Genomic DNA, 19,223 nt, shown 5'->3' with positions numbered 1-19,223 from the left:
TTTACCGTGGCGATTTTTCTTTTTATACTCTTCTATTCCCTTGGTATGCCTCGGATCAGAGACAACGGGAATGATTCGTAAAAGTCTCTCAATTTTTTTTAAAAAATACTTGCACCTGTTTGAAAATGTGGTATACTAGTTAAGTCAGTGATGTGGAAGATTACTCAAGAGGCTTAAGAGGCCGTGTTGGAAACGCGGTAGGCGTGTAACAGCGTGCGTGGGTTCGAATCCCATGTCTTCCGTCAGGTTTAAGGGATTTCAATCCCATTTTTAATGCTTTATAGCGATTCTGAGAAACGTTGAGTGAGCAGCGTTTCTTTTTCTTTTGGGAAAAGCGCCATGTCCCTTTCAAAAATATCTTGACAAGGGGTGTGGAGTGGAGTATAATTTAAATGCTTACAAAATATAAGGGATGGCAAGGAAGCCGACTTGAATCGCAATGGAGCGAACAGAGATTCAAGGGCTTCCTCTGCCATTTTTTGCTATAGAGAGGATATTGGGAGGTTCGTTTCATGTGGAAGTATGGTCTATTAGTGGTTTGGCTCTAACCTTGGGAGTTTGTCAGTCACAGGAAAAAGAAGTAAGTAAATCAAAGGCGGCTGAGATGAGTCGGCAGCAGAATGAGAAAATGGAAGCTACCATTTTGCTAGAAGGAAATTGGAAGCCAGAGATTCACCAACGCTTGCAGAAATTGATTGAGGAGCACGGGATAAAGAGTTCTGCTTATGACAAAGATCAAAAACCTTATGCGGTCTTCGACTGGGACAATACGACTGTTATTAATGATATCGGTGAGGCTACCTTACTATCAAATTGAGCATTTGGCTTTTAAAATGACTCCAGATGCGTTTGAAGCAGCTATTCGGAAGGATGTTCCTCTAGAGACTGTTGGTGAGGAACTGCGGAACAAGGAGGGACAGGATGTATCTATCGAAGAAATTGCTGCTGATTTACGTTCCGATTATGAGTATCTGTACAGTCAGTATGAAGGTCTTGAGGGCGATAAATCCTTGGAGACCGTGAAAAAGTCCGACGAGTACAAGGATTTCAGTAGTAAACTTCGTTGCTTATATGAAGCAATTAGCGATACCTTTAGTTCGGATATTAGTTATCCCTGGGTGACTTATTTATATGCCGGGATGACCTCCGAGGAAGTTCAAGAGTGGGCCAAAAAATCGATAGAGATAGCCCATAAAGAAGAATTGACCAAGGAAACCTGGACTAGCCCTGAGAGTCTCAAGGGGCAGGCGGGACAGATTAGTGTTAACTTCAAACTAGGGGTCCGCTCTGTTTCTGAGATGCAGAATCTCTATCAAACCTTTATGGCCAATGAAATCGATGTTTATGTCAACTCTGCCTCCTATATCGATGTAATTATCTCCTATGCGACTTCTAAAGAATTCGGCTATAGGGTACCAAAAGATCATGTTTATGCTATGCATTTAGCAAAAAATGAAGAAGGGAAAATTCAAGCCCAATTGGATGAAAACTATCCACAAACGCAAGGGGAAGGAAAAACCGAAACCATTAAGGGCACCTCTAAAAATCTAAACGTTGATTTATCAAGGTTTCAATAACTTAATTTGAAGAACAACGGAGGTATTTAGAGGTGCCCTTAACTTCGCGACCCGCTTGATCGGTCCAGCCTTGTAAAAAGGAGCGGCAACCCATGGGGACCTTAAAAGAACCTGTTAATTCTACAATTTTATCATAAGATAGAATATCTGGATACATTCGTTTGGTCGCACATTCCACCGCCAACTCTTTGATATCATAATTCGGACTGTCGGGCTCTAAATTAAGTCCCTTTTTTAAGGTAAAAATCAATTTGGGGAAAATAGCTGTCCGCCCTTCTCGCCCCAATCCCTTGATCCGAATCTGCAGGATGGCCTTTTGAATTTCCCGCTCAAACCAAGACGTCCCCAAACCAAATCCTAATGAGGTAAAAGGAGTTTGCCCATTGGAGGTAAACAGAGTATTGATTTCATACTCCAAAGACTGCATGGCATCGTAAATATCTTTTTTTGTTTTTTCACGCGCATAATCCTCGACCTTGCCTTCCTGAACCCATTGCTCAGCCTCCTGTAAATGTTTCTGAAAATTCAGCTCTGCATAGGGGGCTAAAACTTGGTCAATTCGGTCCGCCGAACAGCCCCCATATTGACTGGAAGAAACATTGGCGATAATCTGCGAAATTTGAGCGGTCGCTGTTTGGATCGATTTTGGACTCTCGACATCTGCATTGCCAATTTTAAAACCTTGCGCCAACATTCCTTCAAAATCAATTAAACAACAATTGGTCATGGGTGTATAGGGTTGATAATCCAGATCATGAAAATGGATGTCCCCTTTTTGATGGGCATTGGCAACGTGTGACGGCAACAGTTTAAGGCCAATGGCCTTCCCAACAATCCCTGCAGTTAAATCACGCTGGGTATTAAAGACCTCCGCATCCTTATTGGCATTTTCATGAACCAGGTGACTATCCTTATCCAATAACTGTTGCACAGCCTGATTAATATCCAGGGCTGCCAGACGCTCCTGCTCTTTTTGACGGGCATAGCGACGATAAGCAGCTAACAACTCCTCTTGCTGGACTTGCAGGAGAATTTTTTCAAACAAATCGCGAATCAGTCCCACCGAGATTACATCCCCATCAAGGAGCTCCTGTTCGAGGACTTGCTGGAGCTGCTTTAGTTCAGCCGATCTCAGAGGGGCAGTCAGCTCCTGATTGCTACGTTCCAAGCTTCGATACAATTTCTGATGGTCGAAAGGAACCGTTCGACCATCCCGCTTCTTTACAAGTAGCTCTTGGATTCTATCATCAGGTTTTATCATCTGTCCTACCTCCCTTTCATGAACCGGAAACTAGTTTATCACTTCACAAAAGAAAAATCAACATCTTGTGTAATTTTCATAAACTACACTATATCTTGTATTTTTATAGAATTTTCTTCTCTTTCAAGGGAAAGCAGAGGAGCCATTCCCCCATATCTTGGAACAAAAAAGAGAGTGGGACAGAACTAAAGTTGAAAAAATTTAGTTCTGTCCCACTCAGCTACTGCGTCAAAGGCATTTTATTAACCAAAGTCAATGAGGTTTGACTTTTGTCCTAGCCTCTTTTTTTGCATTATTTAATTCCCAAAGCAATCCGCGCATAACGGCTCATTTTCTCGACCGTCCAGGCTGGATACCACACCAGTTTAACGTCCACCTTTTTTACTTCTTCCAAAGGCTTCAAGGCATCGTAAATTTGATCGGTTAATAAATCTGCTAGAGGACAGCCCATAGTTGTCAGGGTCATATCTATTTCAGTATTCCCTGTTTCTGGGTCAAAGCGGATTTCGTAAACGAGTCCCAAATTAACAATATCAATCCCTAATTCAGGGTCTAAGACTTCTTCCAAAGCATGGAGAATCTTGGTTTTAATTGCTTCTACATCTGCTTCTGTATAGGCCATGTTTTTTCCTAATCTTCAATAAAATCACGCAAAGGTTTCGAACGGCTTGGTTGGCGCAGTTTGCGTAGGGCTTTGGCTTCAATTTGGCGAATCCGTTCACGGGTAACGTTAAAGACCTTCCCAACATCTTCCAAGGTCCGCATCTTACCATCATCTAGACCGAAACGGAGACGGAGAACATTTTCTTCACGGTCAGTGAGGGTGTCCAAGACCTCATCTAGTTGTTCACGCAAGACCACGCGGGTTGTGTAATCAACTGGATTTTCAATAACCTCATCTTCAATGAAGTCTCCGAGATGGCTATCATCTTCCTCACCAATCGGTGTTTCTAGAGAAACCGGCTCCTGGGCAATTTTGAGGATTTCACGCACCTTATCCGGTGTCATATCCATACGTTCTGCAATCTGTTCTGGTGTTGGATCTTGTCCCAACTCCTGCAACAAGGTCCGTTGTTCCCGAACCAATTTGTTGATGGTCTCAACCATGTGAACAGGAATCCGAATGGTCCGGGCTTGATCGGCAATGGCACGTGTAATCGCCTGACGAATCCACCATGTCGCGTAAGTTGAGAATTTGAAGCCCTTGGTATGGTCAAACTTATCAACAGCCTTCATCAAGCCCATATTCCCTTCCTGAATCAAATCTAGGAATTGCATCCCACGTCCAACATAGCGTTTAGCAATGGAAACAACCAAACGAAGGTTAGCTTCAGCCAAGCGTTGTTTGGCTTCTAAGTCGCCTTGCTCCACCAAGATTGCCAATTCTTGTTCTTCTTCATTGGTCAGAAGCGGCACAACACCAATTTCTTTCAAATACATCCGAACAGGATCGTTAACTTTGGCAGAGTTGCTACCTAGCAGCTCCTCATCGGACAAATCCTTTTCTTCTTCTTCAGCTGCCAAGACACGCTGACTTGGATTTCCGTCCTTATCTGTAACCGAAATACCCGCATCCTGGATCCTTTGGAAGAGGTTGTCAATGCCATCTGCATCGAGACTAAAAGGAACAATTAGAGTGCTATTGATTTCCTCATCTGTTGCGGTACCAGAAAGCTTATGATTCCGAATAAATTCTGCAATCTGAACATCTAATGTTGTTACTTCTTTTTGTTTTTTAGCCATTCCTTACTCCATTTTTCTTTTCTGGGCAATCAGTTCATTTAAATCTAAGACAGCTTGATCGTGACGACCAATTTGCGAGGCTGCTTGAATGCTTTGTGCAATTTTTTTACTTCTTAATCGATTTTTTTCTAACTCTTGGGTCCGCACTAACTGTTCAATTTCCTCATCTCCGATTTGCGGAGGGAGATTCAGTTCCAAAATTTGATACCAGAGATGATTGATTTCCTCCGATTCCTGGGCTAAATCCTGACTGGTCACCTGCCCTTTTTCAAGCAAGAGCTGATAGAGGTGCTCATGATCCTTTTCAACAAAATGAAAATTTTCCAAAAATCGAAATTCGTTCAATAAGTTGCTATGGTGAATCAAGCGATGCAACAATTGCCGCTCGGTATTGGTTAGGCGGCTTTTAGGAAGTTGGACTCGCATCTCAAACGAAGGCAACTGAACCTGCTGGGGCGCTCCTGCAGCAAGCTGAACCCGAGCCTGCCCCAGCATTTGTTCCAACTGGGCCACATCAAAGGCCGTGGCTTCCTGAGATAATTTTCGAATATAAACCTCTCTCAGCAACTCAGTCGGCAAGGTTGCAATAAAAGGTAGCAGCTTTTCCACATAGGCCAGCTGGGCCTGTACTCCTTGCAGCTGAGATGGACGGTAATAGTCCATCAAAAATTCGATAGAATCCATGCGGGTTTCCTGCAGACAGATCCGCAAGTCTTCCGGGGAATGAGCCTGGAGGTATTCATCAGGGTCCATGCCTTGCGCAAAACGAACCACTTCGACCGAGAAGCCCTTGAGCTCTTGGATCGATTTTTCAATAGCTGCCTGACCGGCATCATCACCATCATAGGCCAAAACCACCGCGGGCTGATAGGCTCGCAAGCGTTGGACATGCTCGGCCGTCAGCGCTGTTCCCATAGTTGCGATAGCATTTTTGACACCCGCTCGATAGGCCGCTATGACATCCATAAACCCTTCCATTAAGTAGACTTCTTTAGCCTTTTTTAAATGGGGTAAAGCTTGGTTCAAATGATAGAATTCAAAACTTTTATTAAAAATTTTGGTCCGACGACTATTTTTGTATTTGGCCTGCTGGTCCGATGAATCTCCAAAAATCCGGCCGGAAAAGCCAATCACCTGCCCCTTCATATTGGTTAAAGGAAACATAATCCGATTGTAGAAAGAGTCGACCAGCTTATTTTGTTCAATATGAAAAAGCCCTGAATCCAGGTAACGCTCTTCTCCAAAATTGAACTTTTGGACCACGCGATCATAGAGGTAATTCCCGCGATCCGGCGCTAAACCAATTCCGAAATATTCAATGTCTTCCCGAGACAGTCCCCTGGATTCCAAATAGGCCAAGGCCTCTGTCCCCATTGTAGAGGTCAATAAGATAGCCTGGTAAAAAACCGCTGCTTCTTCATGTAAGGCTATTAAGTCTGCCTCTTCCGATGGTCGTTGAGGTTGGCCTTGTATGGAGGAAGCAACCTCAATCGTTTCGCCTATGAAGCGAGCCACTTTGGCAACAGCTTCCATAAAGGGAATACCATCAATCTCCTCAACAAAGCGATAAACATCTCCCGATTTGCCACACCCAAAGCAATGGTAAAATTGCTTCTCTTGGTTAACATTAAAGGAGGGCGTCTTTTCTCCATGGAAGGGGCATAATCCTAGATAATGACGGCCAGCCTTAGTCAAAGGCAGATAGTCTCCAATGACATCCACAATATTCACACGACTTTTTAAATCTTGAATTTCTTGTGTTGAAACCATGTCCCCTCCTCCCCAATCGCTATTTCTTCATTTTATCCTAAATAGTTGTGTTTGTAAAATAAGCCGATTTTCTTTTACTTTTAAAAAAATCAAGCAAATCCATTGTCTTTTCAAGCTCACTTGGCTATAATGTATTCGTATCAAATAAAAGAACGGAGATTCTTATGTTAAAAGAATTGAAAGATTTCCTCTTGCGTGGAAATGTTGTTGACCTTGCTGTGGCCGTGATTATCGGGGCTGCTTTCGGACAAATCATCACTTCTTTGGTAGATGATGTATTGACACCACTCTTCTTGAACCCAGCTTTGAAAGCTGCTCAAGTAGAAAAAATCGCTGACCTTACTTGGAACGGTGTTGCTTACGGAAACTTCCTAAGTGCTATCATCAACTTCCTAATCATCGGTACTGTTCTCTTCTTTGTTGTTAAAGCTGTTGAAAAAGCACAAAATCTTGGTGCTAAAGCTAAAGCTGAAGAAGAAGAAGTTGCTGGACCATCTGAAGTGGACTTGCTTCAAGATATCAAGGCTCTTCTTGAGAAAAAATAAAACATCTAAAAATTGGGACTCCGGTCTCAATTTTTTTTGCAATTAATAGCAGAAAAAAGCAATCCAAAAGGACTGCTTTTACTATTAGAATTTCTTACGTTTACGAGCTGCTTCTGATTTACGTTTACGTTTTACAGAAGGTTTTTCATAGAATTCACGTTTACGTGTTTCTTGAAGAGTACCAGCTTTAGTAACCGCACGTTTGAATCGACGAAGTGCATCATCTAATGATTCGTTCTTACGTACCACTGTTTTTGACATTCCATCTCACTCCCTTCAAGTTAAAATCTATTATATTATACACAAGTCAAAAGTCCCTGTCAAGATTTTTTAGAACAATTCCTCAATTTCTCGATTTTCTTGAATCATCTGCAAAAATTTCTCTTCTTCTTTGCTTAGAGAATAACTCTCCAACAGATCTGGTCGCCTTATTAGAGTTTTTTTCAAACTTTGAAAAAGACGCCATTGGCGAATATGCTCGTGGTGACCACTCATCAAAACGTCTGGTACAGTCATCCCTCGAAAATCATAAGGCCGTGTGTACTGAGGATGCTCCAAAAGACCGGACGAAAAACTATCGTCTGTATGACTGCTTTCCTTGCCAATCACCTGGGGTACCAGGCGGACTGTCGCATCGATGATGGTCATGGCAGCCAATTCGCCCCCTGTGAGGACATAATCCCCCAAGGAAATCTCATCGGTTACCAAGGGCTTAATCCGCTCGTCATAGCCCTCATAATGGCCACAAATAAAGATTAGATTTTCCTCCTGGGACAGCTCCTCGGCATAGGCCTGATCAAAGGAGCGACCAGCTGGATCCAATAGAATGACCCGTGCCTTGTCTCGTCCTTGAATAGCTTCAATTGCGTCATAAATCGGTTGTGCCCGCAAGAGCATTCCTTGACCTCCACCATAGGGCTCGTCATCCACGTGACGGGCCTTTTCTGCCGATTCCCGGAAATTGTGGTAAGAAATCTCTAACAAGCCTTTCTCCCGAGCCTTGCCAACAATCGAATGCTCGAGGGGCGAAAACATTTCCGGAAACAGGGTCAAAATATCAATTCTCATCATCTAGTCCTTCCGGTACCTCAACCAAGATACGACCAGCTTCCAGATCGACCTCCAAAACAACTGGCGGAATATAAGGGAGAAGCAAATCACTCTTCCCCTTGCGTTTCACTACCCAGACATCATTGGCTCCTGGCTGCAGGATTTCTTTAATTTCTCCTAATAATTGGTCCCCTTCATAAACAGGGAGGCCAATAATTTCATGGTAGTAAAAAGCGCCTTCTTCTAATTCGCTGAGGTCTTCAACTGCAACTTTTAAGCTGTAGGTTTTGTACTTCTCAATGTCATTGATATGGTACATCCCCTTAAATTTGATAATATCAAATTGCTTAACCTTGCGGTGGCTATGAATTTCTACCATTTGGACAAATTGATCCTGGGGATCAAACAAGGCCAATTGATTGCCTTTTTTAAAGCGCTCTTCTGAAAAATCGCTCACGGATAGGACCCGCATTTCTCCCTGTAAGCCCTGGGTATTGACGATCTTTCCAACATTTAGATACTCCATCTTTTTCTCCATTTTTACGAAAAAAGAGGCTGGGACAAAAGTCTAGCCTCACTAACTTTGGTTAACAAAATGCCTTTACTCGGATGACTAAAAGCAAAACTAATCTTGCTCGTCAATCACAATCCGAACTTTTTTTGAATCAATTGGGACCGAATAAACAATCGTCCTTATCGCGGAGATAGTCCGACCTTTCCGACCGATCACACGACCAACATCTGATGAATGCAGGTCTAGATGATACTCCAGAAACTCAGGCGTATCTTCGATACGAATCGTTAATTGGTCTGGATGTGAAATCAAGGGTTTCACAATTGCAATAATGAGATTTTCAATCGTGTCCATAAGCTAACCTTTTTATTTAGAGTATTTTGACTCGTGGAATTTCTTCATGATTCCAGCTTTTGAAAGAATGTTACGTACTGTGTCAGATGGTTGCGCACCATTTTCCAACCATGCCAAAACGCGCTCTTCTTTAAGAGTTACTTGGTTTTCTTCTACAAGTGGGTTGTAAGTTCCAACTGTTTCGATGAAACGACCATCACGTGGTGCACGTGAATCTGCAACGTTAATACGGTAGAAAGGTTTCTTTTTAGAACCCATACGAGTCAAACGGATTTTAACTGCCATTTTATAAATTCTCTTTTCTAATACTTTTTCTTTTGTTAAGGAAACTCAACAATAGCTATTCTAACACCTTCTCAAAAAGCTGTCAAGAAAAAAACTTGACAGCTTTAAAATTTTTTAATCAAATCCATCTCGGGTATAGAAGTTACGTAAGTTTAAGCTCCGAATCTCAGGGCTGCCGTAAAGTTTATCCGGGTCCTCTAACAATAAGACTTGGTCAATTAGTTCTGGAATCAACGGCTCTAGGTATTGCTTTAAGCCGACTTCTAGGGGACTATTGCTGCCCACCAAAATAGATTCCTTCCAAAGGTCCTGTCCTAGCCAAGGATCCTGGTCGGAATAGAGGAAAACAGTGCTGGGGTGAACACTTTGTTGGGCCTCATTCTCCATTTCATAGCTAGAATAATAGGCTACTGCAAAACCGACCCAGCCTTCAATCTCTTTATAGGTTGGGAGGATTCCTTCTGCCACCCGTAAGTCCCAAATATCCTCTTCTGACTCCTTCCACAATTGGGCAATTCGTCGATCGGATAAACCAAAGGCCTTGGCTTGGCGCAGCTGGTTTAAATCTCCTGGATTATCAGCCAATTCTTTTTCCAAGCTAACAACCCCTTTTAAAGCCTCTAAAAAGAGCGAATCAATATGCGTGAGTCCCTGAATATAGGCAACAGACAAGCCACGTCGTAAGGCTTCTAAAAGATAAAGGAGGCGGTCAGAACGCTGACGGACCAAATGATCAATCAAATCTTCCTCGCTCAGGCGCTCCAAGGGAAAATCGACCCGCGCTTCCAAGACCGCCAGGCCCTTGAGCAGAGTCGCCTCTAAATTGCGGGCATAGGCATAAAATTGCCCCGTGGATTGTCTCGTAAGACCACTATCCCCAGCTAGCTCCTGGCTAAAGTCCAGCGGAAAGCGAGCTACCAAATAGTCCATAGCTGGCTCACCCGCTTTCCAGCCTGGCATGCTTTGAACAGATTTTCCCTCTAAAATATGGAGCATCAGTTCCGCCATAGGCAGGCGTAGAATCTGACTCATCATAAGCGCACTGTCATTCAATCCCAGACCTACTTGCAAGAGGAAGGCCTGTTCCTTCTTGGGATTCCAGGCAAAGCGTAAGGAGATGATCCCCTGGAGGCCCAGACCTCGGGCTAGCCGAATCGAATAATTTCGTAAAAATTGTAGGGCTGAATCAGCCAAACTTTGCACGGGAAAAACCAGCGTCGCATCATCACGATGCAAGCCAACAGGCTCAATATGCTCCGCCGTTCCCAACACAAAACTTGAATCAAAGGAATCCCGCACCAGGACTAATTCGATTTCTCGTAAGCCTTTCATAGGACTCTCGATATAGTAGGGCAAGGGCAGCACCAAGTCCTGAAAAGACTCATAAGCCGCTTGCAGTTCCTCCGTATTCCCAACCGTAATCGGTTCCTGGCCATGCATCTGTAGGGAGTCTCGGAGTAAGACTGGAAAGGACAGATCTTCTAACCGTTCCTGCAAATCCTCCCAACCATAAATCAATTGGCTCTTGGTCATATTCAAACCTAGGTGCTCCAGTTGCGCCTGAAACAGTTCAGGATATAAGAGATACTCTAGAGAACTAGCTGGATAACTATGCCATTTGGACCGCATCTGAGGCCATACCTCTAATTTCTGGACCTCAATCAGTAGATCAATCAAATCTCGGTTTAAAAACAAGGGAAAGATAGTAGCATCAGGATGCTCCATCAAATCCTTCAGCAGGGCTTCTAAGTCTTGAAAAGGATGATGAAGCCAGCTTTTGTTTTTTTGCAAGAGACGGTTTAAGGTTCGCTCCTGATTCTGATTTAATTCACTTGGTGTCAAGACTAACTTTTTCAAACAGGACCTCCTTACCCTAGTAAACCGAAAAACTCATCCAGTAGGTAGACCAGATCATGAGGGCCTGGTGATCCCTCCGGGGAAAACTGAACTGAAAGGACTGGACGACGGCGGTGACGATAACCAATTACATAGTCTTGATCCAGGGTCACATGAGTAGCCAACAGATGTTTGGGGAATTGCTTCCGCTTAATCGGGTATTGATGGTAATAATCCGCAATTAGGACTTGGTTGGTGAGCGGTTCATAGAGGGCATGACGTCCACTTATAGGCTGGGACAATCGCTCTAACTCCGCCCGATTGGCCAAGGCCAAGAGCAAATGGCCCAAGCCAATCGCTAAGACCGGATAACAATCCTGGAGCTGCAATAAGGTCTCCAGTAAGGCAGGTGTCCCCAAATAGCGGGGATCCCCTGGTCCACTAGACAGCACAATGGCATCTGGTTGGTACAAACGGATTTTTTCCAAGGGAGTGTCATAGGGGAGTACCACAATATTGCTTGAACGCTTGGACAACTCTCTCAGCAAGGCGTGCTTCACACCAAAATCCAAGAGCACAATATTCTTCCCGACTCCAGGAACTGGGAAGGGAGCCCGGGTTGAGGCCTGGCGGGCATCATCCTTGGGCAAGACCGTCGCTACCAGCTGGTCTAAAATATGGTGCAAACTATCCCCTTCATCAGCTATGGTCGCCTTCAGAGGGCCTTCTTTTTGCAAGATACGCGCCAGAGCTCGGGTATCAATCCCCTGAATCCCCGTAATACCTTTGGCTTTCAGATAGGCATCCAAGTCTTGTTCCTGCTTCCAGAAGGAACTCTGGGGCCGATAAACGGACACAATCACGGCCCGACAGGAGGGTTGGAGGGACTCATCTAGTTCTCGATAAAAACCGGTATTGCCTATACGTGGGTAAGTAAAGGCTAGCAACTGCCCACTATAGGTTTGATTGGAAATGATCTCCTGATGTCCACTGGTATGATGGGATAAAATCAGATTGCCTGTAACATCCTGATCCGCTCCTAATGGCCGGCCTTCAAAGACGCGACCATTTTCCAAGATGAGTAATCTTTTTGTCATCACTTCCCTCCTTCCATTTAGTTCATTCGTAGTTTTTATTTAAAATTTGCGAAACGTAAGGTCAGCCAGCGAGCCAGTCCTGGAAAAAAGCGCTGTCCCAGATAGGCCAGGCGCATAGTAAAGGGCAGATTGACCTCTCTTGGCATGGGTCCAGTCCGCACCACCAAATCCACCAACTTCTGAGCCACCTGATCCGCATCCATCGCAAAGCGGTCTACATTTTTAATGTAATCCTGCATGGCCGAGCTATGCTTAAAAAAGGGCGTTCGGACTGGACCGGGATTGACCACCGTTACTGGGATTCCCAAGGGTTCCAGTTCCATCCCCAAAACACTGGCATAGGTATTGATCGCACTCTTGCTGGCTGCATACACCGAGGATTGTGGGGTCGGGAGCTTGGCTGACATCGAGGCCACCACTAGGAGCTTACCCTCGCCCTGCGTCACCATCTGGCGGCCAGCAGCTTGGAGCAAGACAATCCCCGACAAGGTATTGACTTGAAACTGAGTTTCTACGTTTTTCAACTCCTGCTCCAAGGCTGGCTTGAAATCTCCCATACCAGCGACATGCAACAAGACATCCAAGCGCCCAAACTTAGCCCGAACTGCTTCAACCAGGTCTGGAATCGACTCCAGCTGGGTCAAGTCCAAGGGATAAACAAGCACATCCAGGTCCCTCGTTTGTTTCAAGTCCTGGGCAAGCTGCTTCAACTTTTGCTGGTTCCGCGCCACTAAGACTAGCGATAAATTGGGAATTTGAGCCAGAAGCCGAGCTGTCGCTTCACCAATGCCACTGGATGCACCGGTCAGCACCACAACCGATTTTGTCATTTAATACTCCTACTCACTTTCACTAAGCAGGACACAATCCTGGCCATCCAACTCAGTTAACTGAACAGAGATTTGTTCTTTAGAGCTAGTCGGGATGTTTTTACCAACATAGTCTGGCCGAATCGGCAGTTCCCGATGCCCCCGGTCCACCAAAACGGCTAAGGATACCTTATTCGGCCGGCCGCGACTAATCAGAGCATCAATGGCTGCCCGAATGGTTCGGCCTGTGTAGAGTACATCATCTACCAAAATGAGATTCCGCTTGTCGACATCAAAGGGAATCACAGAGGTATCCTCTCCTCCCTTTTGGTCATCCCGAAAAGGATTGGTGTCCAGCTCACCCAAGGGAATTTGGATCCCTTCCAACTGCTCCAAGCGTTCTTGGATCCGTTTGGCCAGATAAACGCCCCTGCGTTTAATCCCTACCAAGGCCAATTGGTCCAAATTCTTATTCCGCTCCATAATTTCATAAATGATGCGCGTGATTGCCCGCTTCAGTGTCACATCATCAACAACTTCTTTGACCCGCATGTCTCAAATCTCCTTTTTGCAAACTAAAAACCTCCTTATACAAGGAGGTTCCACAAAATAAACTGTACCCAGTTTCTTCCATCTGACTCTCCTTGCCTGCCTCACGGGACAGAATTAAAGGAAAACTTTCTTGAATTAGGGTAGCATTTTTTTACCTTTTTTGCAAGAAACTAAACAAGCTTCTTACGGTTTTTCCATCTTTTTTGTTTAAAAGCCCATAAAAGATAAGCAACCAACAAATAGGCCACAAAAATAACGGCTGCATGCTGGATGACATAGGCCGGGCCATATTCATGAACATCTAGGAAATAATAGGCAAAGGGACTATGCTTAGCTCCTGGAATCGGCCATTTTAAAACCAAACCATTGACCAGAGCTAGGCCTAGATAATACATGGGGAAAAAGGTCCACAGCCAGGGATCAAAGAGGCGATATTGCCGTGGCGGATCCCATAGCAAGGTATCCGAAACAAAGGCCAGAGGTACCAAATAATGAACTAAGAGATTTTTCAAGGTGTAAAAATCTTCCGGAGCTGCCGCTGGGGCTAGCAAAACATGGTAGACCACAAAGGTGATTAAAATCGCCATGGTCACACCAGCCTTAACCCGGTAAAAACCCTGGCTTCGTTTTTGGGAGCGACTCCAGAGAGTATAGTAAAGAAATAGCCAAACCAGAATGTTTGATTGAAGGGTATAATACAACAACATCCCCCAACCATCTTCAAGGATTTCTAAACTAATACCAATGGTCGAAAGGATCAACAAGAGAAACCGGTAACTGAGCATAAATCTTGTTTATCCTACAATTAAACCTTTTTCACAAATTCAGATTTCAATTTCATAGCTCCAAAGCCATCGATTTTACAATCGATATTGTGATTCCCTTCAACCAGGCGGATGTTTTTAACCTTGGTTCCTTGTTTTAAATCTTTTGGAGCCCCCTTCACCTTGAGATCCTTAATCAAGGTTACAGTATCACCATCTGCCAATTTCACACCGTTGGCATCAAGGGCTACAAGTCCTTCCTCAACTTCTGCATTTGGGTCCCACTCATAGGCACATTCTGGACAGACCAAAAGGAGGCCATCTTCGTAGACATATTCAGAGTTACATTTTGGACAATTTGGTAGAGTATTCATGCTCTTCCTCCATTTTTCATTTTAGTACATGGAACATTATAGCAGTCCAGATTCATTTGGTCAAAATTTTATAAAATGTCAGATTTCTGTCGATCATTCAAGAATCATAACTTCGTCCGCCAATCCGACTCACCCCTGGTCGTATACCGTTTCCGACCGAACATGGTATACTGGTAGAGAAAGGAGTTCCTATGCCGATTCATCAATCTTTTAACCCCCTAGCGGGTGAAAACACCTATTACTTAGAATCTGAAAGCTCTGTCATTTTAGTAGATCCAGGTAGTGACTTGGATCGTATTCTGGAGCAACTACAGGCTTTAAACAAGCCCCTAAGTGCGATTTTTCTGACCCATACCCACTACGATCATATTTTTTCTCTGGAGGCCATTCGCAACCGCTATCAACATCCACCGGTCTATGTCTCCCCGCTGGAAGCCGATTGGTTGTTGGATCCAATCAAAAACCTATCCGGCTTGGGACGACACCAAGATTTACCAGATATTGTCTGTCAGCCTGCAGAAGTCCTCTTTGAAACTGGCCAGGACCTGGTCATCGGTGATTTCTATTTTCGAGTGCTGGCAACTCCTGGGCATTCCATCGGCGGGATTTCCTTGGTTTGGGATGCGGAAGAGGCTGTCCTGACGGGTGACTGCCTCTTCAAGGAAACGGTTGGTCGCTGGGATTTGCCAACCGGAAATCAGCAGGTTTTATTAACCTCGATCCGAGAGCAACTCTTTCCACTTCCGGATCACTACCGGGTTTTTCCAGGTCATGGTTCCAGCACTTCAATTGGCCATGAGAAAAAACACAATCCCTTTTTCTAATATTTCTTCAAAATTGACCTTTCTGTTTATTGTGTTTGCACTTAAATTTTGCTATAGTAATACAAAATATATAATACCTAATGAAATTCGACTAATTTCAAATAAATGACTCGTGAAGGAAACTTGACAAGGGTCAGATTTTGAAATTAAATGAGTATAAAGTGGGAGTAGCTCTATGTTTGATAGTAAGAAATTAAGAAAACGTCGCTTAGAATTGAACCTTCGGCAAGAAGATATCTATCAAATTTTGGCTGTCCCCCGATCGCTGTATGCAAAGTGGGAATCCGGCGCTCAAATTCCAACCTATCAGCAGGTCTTGCAATTATCCAAGATTCTATCGGTTGAAGACACCTACCTGATTGACCCCAAAGATATTTTTAACATTTACCTCAAACTATCCAAGAAAAACAAAAAGAAGGTTGTCGAATTCGCCTACCATCTCTATCGACAACAGTAAAAGCCAGTCCACGCGGACTGGCTTTTACTTGTCTAATATCTTCTGTTAACGAATCAACTCATAAATTGCTTCGGCATAAATCGCTGCAGCCCGGAACAGGTCTTCGACTTCGATAAACTCATTAGCCTGGTGCATGGTATCAATGTAGCCTGGAAACATGGCACCATAGGCAACCCCTCGTTTCAAGAGACGGCCAAAGGTTCCACCACCAATGACTTTTTCCTGGCCTGATAAACCGGTATGTTTTTCATAGACCGCTAGCAGGGTTTGAACCAGTGGATCTTCCGCTGGCACATAGTGTGGCGTATGTCCGTGTTTGGATAGGCTGACTTGAACTCCAGAAACCTGGGCTAATTTGGCTTGGATTTCCTCAGGTGTGAGCCCTTGAGGATAACGGAAGTTCAAGGCAATCTGACTTTGGTCCGAATCTTTTTCAAAACGGAAAACACCCGCATTCATCGAAAGAGCTCCCATGCGTTCGTCAACAAAGGCCAAGCCAAGGGCACGCGCATCATGATCGTCTTTGAGAATCCGTCCAGCCAAGTCGAGGTAGGCTTTAGCAGCACCCGTAAAGGCATAGTTAGCCAAAAAGGCCGCTAGATAGGTCGCTCCATTGATTCCCAAGTGTGGGGAAGCTCCGTGAGCTGATTTCCCGATAAGTTCCAACTCCAAACCAACGGCTACTTCTTGGGCTTGGCCTTGCAAACCAACTTCTTGCAAGTAGGCCTCGAAGTCTGCCACCATGGAGGCAGGAGCAGCTGCAATCACAGCCTTGGCAGCTTCTGGCACCATGTTTTCACGAAGTCCACCGGTAAAGGATAGGAGTTGAAGCCCTTCTTTCTGCCGGCCATCGTAATGGAGGTAGGCCGTAATATTTCCTTTTTCACCATTGATAATTGGAAATTCAGCATCCGGTGAGAAACCAAAATCCGGCTCTGGAAGTCCAACATGCTCAAAGTAGTAATCCATATCTGTCCAACCAGATTCCTCATCTGTCCCTACTACAAAGCGGACTTTTTTAGACGTTGGCAATCCCAATTCCTTAATAATTTTCAAGCCATAGTAACAAGCCATAGTTGGACCTTTATCATCACTAGATCCTCGAGCATAGAGACGGCCATCTTTAATGACTGGTTTATAGGGATCTGTCTCCCAACCACTTCCGGCAGGAACAACGTCCATATGGGCAAAAATCCCTAGGACTTCTTCTCCTTCTCCATATTCAAAATGACCTGCATAATTATCCACATTCAAGGTTGAATAACCATCCCGTTCAGCCAAGGATAAAAAATGCTTGAGAGCCGCAACTGGGCCCGGTCCAAAGGGATGCTCCGCATCAGCTAGATCATCTCTGCGTTCGGAGTTGATTTCCAAAAGACTAAACAAGTCCTTGAGGAGATCATCTTTACGCAATTCAACTTCTTTTTTAAAATCTACTGTAACCATACACTTTCTCCTTTATCCTCTATTCTACCACTTCTTCAGCAACTATGGGCTACTCCTTTTGTTTATTCGAAGGCTTCTTACTGGTTTCCTCTTGCCCTTCATCCTGCTCCAGTAATTTATCCTTGACTCGTTGTGCAACGGCTTGAGGGATTCCTAGAGCTTGAAGTTCTGCTAGACTTGCAGCTTGAATTTTCGGAATACTTTTAAACTGCTTCAGTAAGGCTTGCTTCCGCTTAGGCCCTAACCCTTCAATTCCATCCAACTTGGAAGAGAAGGAATTTTTACTGCGTACCTGGCGGTGAAAACTGATGGCAAAACGGTGGACTTCATCCTGAATCCGATGCAAGAGAAAGAACTCCTGCGATTGCCGCCCCAGCTCCACAACCTCAAGCGGGTCTCCAAACAGGAGCTCCTGGGTTTGGTGGCGGTCATTTTTCTTGAGACCCGCAATTGGGATACTTAAGCCCAGTTCGCCGTGGACAACCTCCTTGGCAACCGAAACTTGGCCCTGACCTCCATCCATGATAATCAAATCTGGCTTGGGCAGATTCTCCCGAATCACACGACTATAACGCCGACGGAGCACCTCCCGCATACTGGCATAATCATCGGGTCCGACAACTGTTTTAATCTTATATTTGCGATACTCTTTCTTGCTGGCCACTCCGTTCACAAAAACCACCATGGCCGAAACCGGACTGGTTCCCATGATATTCGAGTTGTCAAAGGCCTCAATTCGATAGGGAGTTGGAATCCCTAAAACGGTCCCTAGATTCTCGACAGCCCCCTGAGTTTTTTCAAAATTCTTTTCTAGTAGGTCAAATTTTTGTTGCAGTGAGACCTGGGCATTTTTATTGGCCAGATTTACCAACTGCTTCTTTTCTCCTCTTTGTGGTTGGCGAATCTTCGTCGCCACCAAGGCCTGGGCGGACTCGAGGTCCACATCCTGGGGCAGGAGAATTTCATTTGGAACCAGATGATTGGCTTCTTGGTAAAATTGCCCTAGATAAGTCAAGAAGTCGTCTTCTGCATCATTGTAATAAGGAAAAAGGCTCACGTCCCTTTCAATCAGTTTTCCCTGCCGGACAAAAAAGACTTGGACACACATCCAGCCCTGGTGAACCGCATAACCAAAGACATCACGGTTTTGCAAATCCTTAGCCATCACTCGCTGTTTGGTACGCAAGGTGGCGATGGCCTGTAAGAGATCCCGATACTCAGCCGCACGTTCAAATTCCAGACCCTGGGCTGCCGTCTCCATCTTCACTTTCAACTCATCCAAAATCTTATCATCTTGCCCCTTCAGGAAATTGGATACTTCCTCGGCCATGTCCATAAAATACTGGTAGTCATAACCTGTTACCGTGTGGGCATCGCACTGGTGTAGGTGGTAATAAAAGCAAACCTTATTGGCTGGGTTGCTACATTTTTTAAAGGGAAAAATCCGATCCAGTAGTTTCTTAATTTCATTGGCTGCCCCCACATCTGGATAGGGACCAAAATACAGGGCACCATCCTTTTTAACCTGCCTTGTTGTAATCAGGCGTGGATAATAATCATTTGTAATTTTAATAAAAGGATAGGACTTATCATCCTTGAGCATGATATTGTATTTGGGTTTATTTTCCTTGATTAAATTAATTTCAAGGAGGAGGGCTTCAATATTGGATTCGGTGACAATAAATTCAAAGTCAGCAATCTCAGAAATAAGGGCTTCTGTCTTGGTATCATGGCTACCCCTGAAATAAGACCGAACCCGATTCCGTAAATTTTTAGCCTTGCCGACATAAATAATGGACCCTTGTTGATTCTTGTGCAGGTAACAACCCGGACTGTTGGGCAAAAGGGCTAATTTATTCTCAATTAATGCATTACTCATATTAAAATTGTACCACTGCTCCCTATTTTTGCAACAGAAAAAGGGAGTGGGACAGAACTAATTTTTTCAAAATTAGTTCTGTCCCA

General features: G+C 44.4%; 19 protein-coding genes, 1 tRNA gene and 2 pseudogenes. 5 read left to right on the top strand and 17 right to left on the bottom strand.

The genetic code is table 11. The features are described from left to right. Window positions 1-154: 154 nt before the first annotated feature. Both N4310_RS02535 and N4310_RS08635 read left to right on the top strand, forming a co-directional pair. Window positions 155-242: transfer RNA gene (locus N4310_RS02535), tRNA-Ser, on the top strand. Window positions 243-514: 272 nt separating this feature from the next. Further along, a pseudogene (locus tag N4310_RS08635) lies at window positions 515-1,532 on the top strand (haloacid dehalogenase-like hydrolase); the annotation flags it as partial. An 85-nt stretch (window positions 1,533-1,617) separates the two neighbouring features. Here N4310_RS08635 and nrdD read toward each other — a convergent pair. The 4 genes and pseudogenes from nrdD to dnaG form a co-directional block, all read right to left on the bottom strand. Further along, a pseudogene (gene nrdD, locus N4310_RS02520) lies at window positions 1,618-2,838 on the bottom strand (anaerobic ribonucleoside-triphosphate reductase); the annotation flags it as partial. A 292-nt stretch (window positions 2,839-3,130) separates the two neighbouring features. Next, on the bottom strand, window positions 3,131-3,460 hold the full coding sequence (locus tag N4310_RS02515) for a metal-sulfur cluster assembly factor (RefSeq protein ID WP_179923155.1): 330 nt from the start codon (window positions 3,458-3,460) through the stop codon (window positions 3,131-3,133). An 8-nt stretch (window positions 3,461-3,468) separates the two neighbouring features. Next, on the bottom strand, window positions 3,469-4,581 hold the full coding sequence (gene rpoD / locus N4310_RS02510) for an RNA polymerase sigma factor RpoD (protein WP_160333411.1): 1,113 nt from the start codon (window positions 4,579-4,581) through the stop codon (window positions 3,469-3,471). Window positions 4,582-4,584: 3 nt separating this feature from the next. After that, window positions 4,585-6,351, bottom strand: coding sequence for a DNA primase (gene dnaG / locus N4310_RS02505; protein WP_262091950.1), 1,767 nt, complete (start codon window positions 6,349-6,351; stop codon window positions 4,585-4,587). Window positions 6,352-6,515: 164 nt separating this feature from the next. On the opposite strand from dnaG, the gene mscL reads away from it, so the two are divergent. After that, window positions 6,516-6,896 (top strand): large conductance mechanosensitive channel protein MscL, encoded by a 381-nt coding sequence (gene mscL, locus N4310_RS02500; RefSeq protein ID WP_160333413.1) that lies wholly within the window; start codon window positions 6,516-6,518, stop codon window positions 6,894-6,896. A gap of 84 nt (window positions 6,897-6,980) precedes the next feature. On the opposite strand, the gene rpsU is transcribed toward mscL, so the two are convergent. The 11 genes from rpsU to N4310_RS02445 all read right to left on the bottom strand — a co-directional run bounded on the left by rpsU (window position 6,981) and on the right by N4310_RS02445 (window position 14,531). Next, window positions 6,981-7,157 carry a 30S ribosomal protein S21 gene (rpsU, locus tag N4310_RS02495; protein ID WP_000048054.1) on the bottom strand — a complete coding sequence of 59 codons (177 nt, stop codon included), beginning with the start codon at window positions 7,155-7,157 and terminating at the stop codon, window positions 6,981-6,983. A 69-nt stretch (window positions 7,158-7,226) separates the two neighbouring features. Then, complete coding sequence (gene trmD, locus N4310_RS02490; protein WP_262091953.1) at window positions 7,227-7,964, bottom strand: tRNA (guanosine(37)-N1)-methyltransferase TrmD; 738 nt, start codon at window positions 7,962-7,964, stop codon at window positions 7,227-7,229. Then, window positions 7,954-8,472 (bottom strand): ribosome maturation factor RimM, encoded by a 519-nt coding sequence (gene rimM / locus N4310_RS02485; protein ID WP_160332833.1) that lies wholly within the window; start codon window positions 8,470-8,472, stop codon window positions 7,954-7,956. The genes trmD and rimM overlap by 11 nt, the downstream gene beginning before the upstream one ends. A 99-nt stretch (window positions 8,473-8,571) precedes the next feature. Further along, window positions 8,572-8,814 (bottom strand): KH domain-containing protein, encoded by a 243-nt coding sequence (locus N4310_RS02480; protein ID WP_160332832.1) that lies wholly within the window; start codon window positions 8,812-8,814, stop codon window positions 8,572-8,574. A 12-nt stretch (window positions 8,815-8,826) separates the two neighbouring features. Continuing rightward, window positions 8,827-9,099, bottom strand: coding sequence for a 30S ribosomal protein S16 (gene rpsP / locus N4310_RS02475; RefSeq protein ID WP_160332831.1), 273 nt, complete (start codon window positions 9,097-9,099; stop codon window positions 8,827-8,829). Between the two features lie 114 nt (window positions 9,100-9,213). Further along, window positions 9,214-10,956, bottom strand: a complete 1,743-nt coding sequence (locus N4310_RS02470) for an ATP-binding protein (RefSeq protein WP_160332830.1) — start codon at window positions 10,954-10,956, stop codon at window positions 9,214-9,216. An 11-nt stretch (window positions 10,957-10,967) separates the two neighbouring features. Further along, on the bottom strand, window positions 10,968-12,032 hold the full coding sequence (locus N4310_RS02465) for a carbamoyl phosphate synthase small subunit (protein ID WP_262091949.1): 1,065 nt from the start codon (window positions 12,030-12,032) through the stop codon (window positions 10,968-10,970). Between the two features lie 35 nt (window positions 12,033-12,067). Next, window positions 12,068-12,862 (bottom strand): SDR family NAD(P)-dependent oxidoreductase, encoded by a 795-nt coding sequence (locus N4310_RS02460; RefSeq protein ID WP_262091948.1) that lies wholly within the window; start codon window positions 12,860-12,862, stop codon window positions 12,068-12,070. 9 nt (window positions 12,863-12,871) lie between these two features. Further along, window positions 12,872-13,393, bottom strand: a complete 522-nt coding sequence (gene pyrR, locus N4310_RS02455; protein ID WP_262091947.1) for a bifunctional pyr operon transcriptional regulator/uracil phosphoribosyltransferase PyrR — start codon at window positions 13,391-13,393, stop codon at window positions 12,872-12,874. A 170-nt stretch (window positions 13,394-13,563) separates the two neighbouring features. Then, on the bottom strand, window positions 13,564-14,178 hold the full coding sequence (locus tag N4310_RS02450; protein ID WP_262091946.1) for a Pr6Pr family membrane protein: 615 nt from the start codon (window positions 14,176-14,178) through the stop codon (window positions 13,564-13,566). 20 nt (window positions 14,179-14,198) lie between these two features. Further along, entirely contained in the window at window positions 14,199-14,531 is a 333-nt protein-coding gene (locus tag N4310_RS02445) for a zinc ribbon domain-containing protein YjdM (protein ID WP_262091945.1), read from the bottom strand. A gap of 191 nt (window positions 14,532-14,722) precedes the next feature. On the opposite strand from N4310_RS02445, the gene N4310_RS02440 reads away from it, so the two are divergent. Both N4310_RS02440 and N4310_RS02435 read left to right on the top strand, forming a co-directional pair. Further along, window positions 14,723-15,355: an MBL fold metallo-hydrolase gene (locus tag N4310_RS02440; protein ID WP_262091944.1), complete on the top strand. Its 633-nt coding sequence runs from the start codon at window positions 14,723-14,725 to the stop codon at window positions 15,353-15,355. A 175-nt stretch (window positions 15,356-15,530) separates the two neighbouring features. Then, entirely contained in the window at window positions 15,531-15,812 is a 282-nt protein-coding gene (locus tag N4310_RS02435) for a helix-turn-helix domain-containing protein (RefSeq protein WP_160332823.1), read from the top strand. A 45-nt stretch (window positions 15,813-15,857) separates the two neighbouring features. On the opposite strand, the gene pepV is transcribed toward N4310_RS02435, so the two are convergent. Beyond that, a complete protein-coding gene (pepV, locus tag N4310_RS02430; protein WP_262091943.1) occupies window positions 15,858-17,258 on the bottom strand; it encodes a dipeptidase PepV in 1,401 nt (466 codons plus the stop codon). A gap of 49 nt (window positions 17,259-17,307) precedes the next feature. Further along, window positions 17,308-19,137: an excinuclease ABC subunit UvrC gene (gene uvrC, locus N4310_RS02425; protein ID WP_262091942.1), complete on the bottom strand. Its 1,830-nt coding sequence runs from the start codon at window positions 19,135-19,137 to the stop codon at window positions 17,308-17,310. Between the last annotated feature and the right edge of the window lie 86 nt (window positions 19,138-19,223).

The sequence above is a fragment of the Streptococcus danieliae genome (assembly GCF_025447695.1).
Lineage (GTDB): Bacteria > Bacillota > Bacilli > Lactobacillales > Streptococcaceae > Streptococcus > Streptococcus danieliae.
This window is presented reverse-complemented; position numbering and strand designations above follow the sequence as displayed.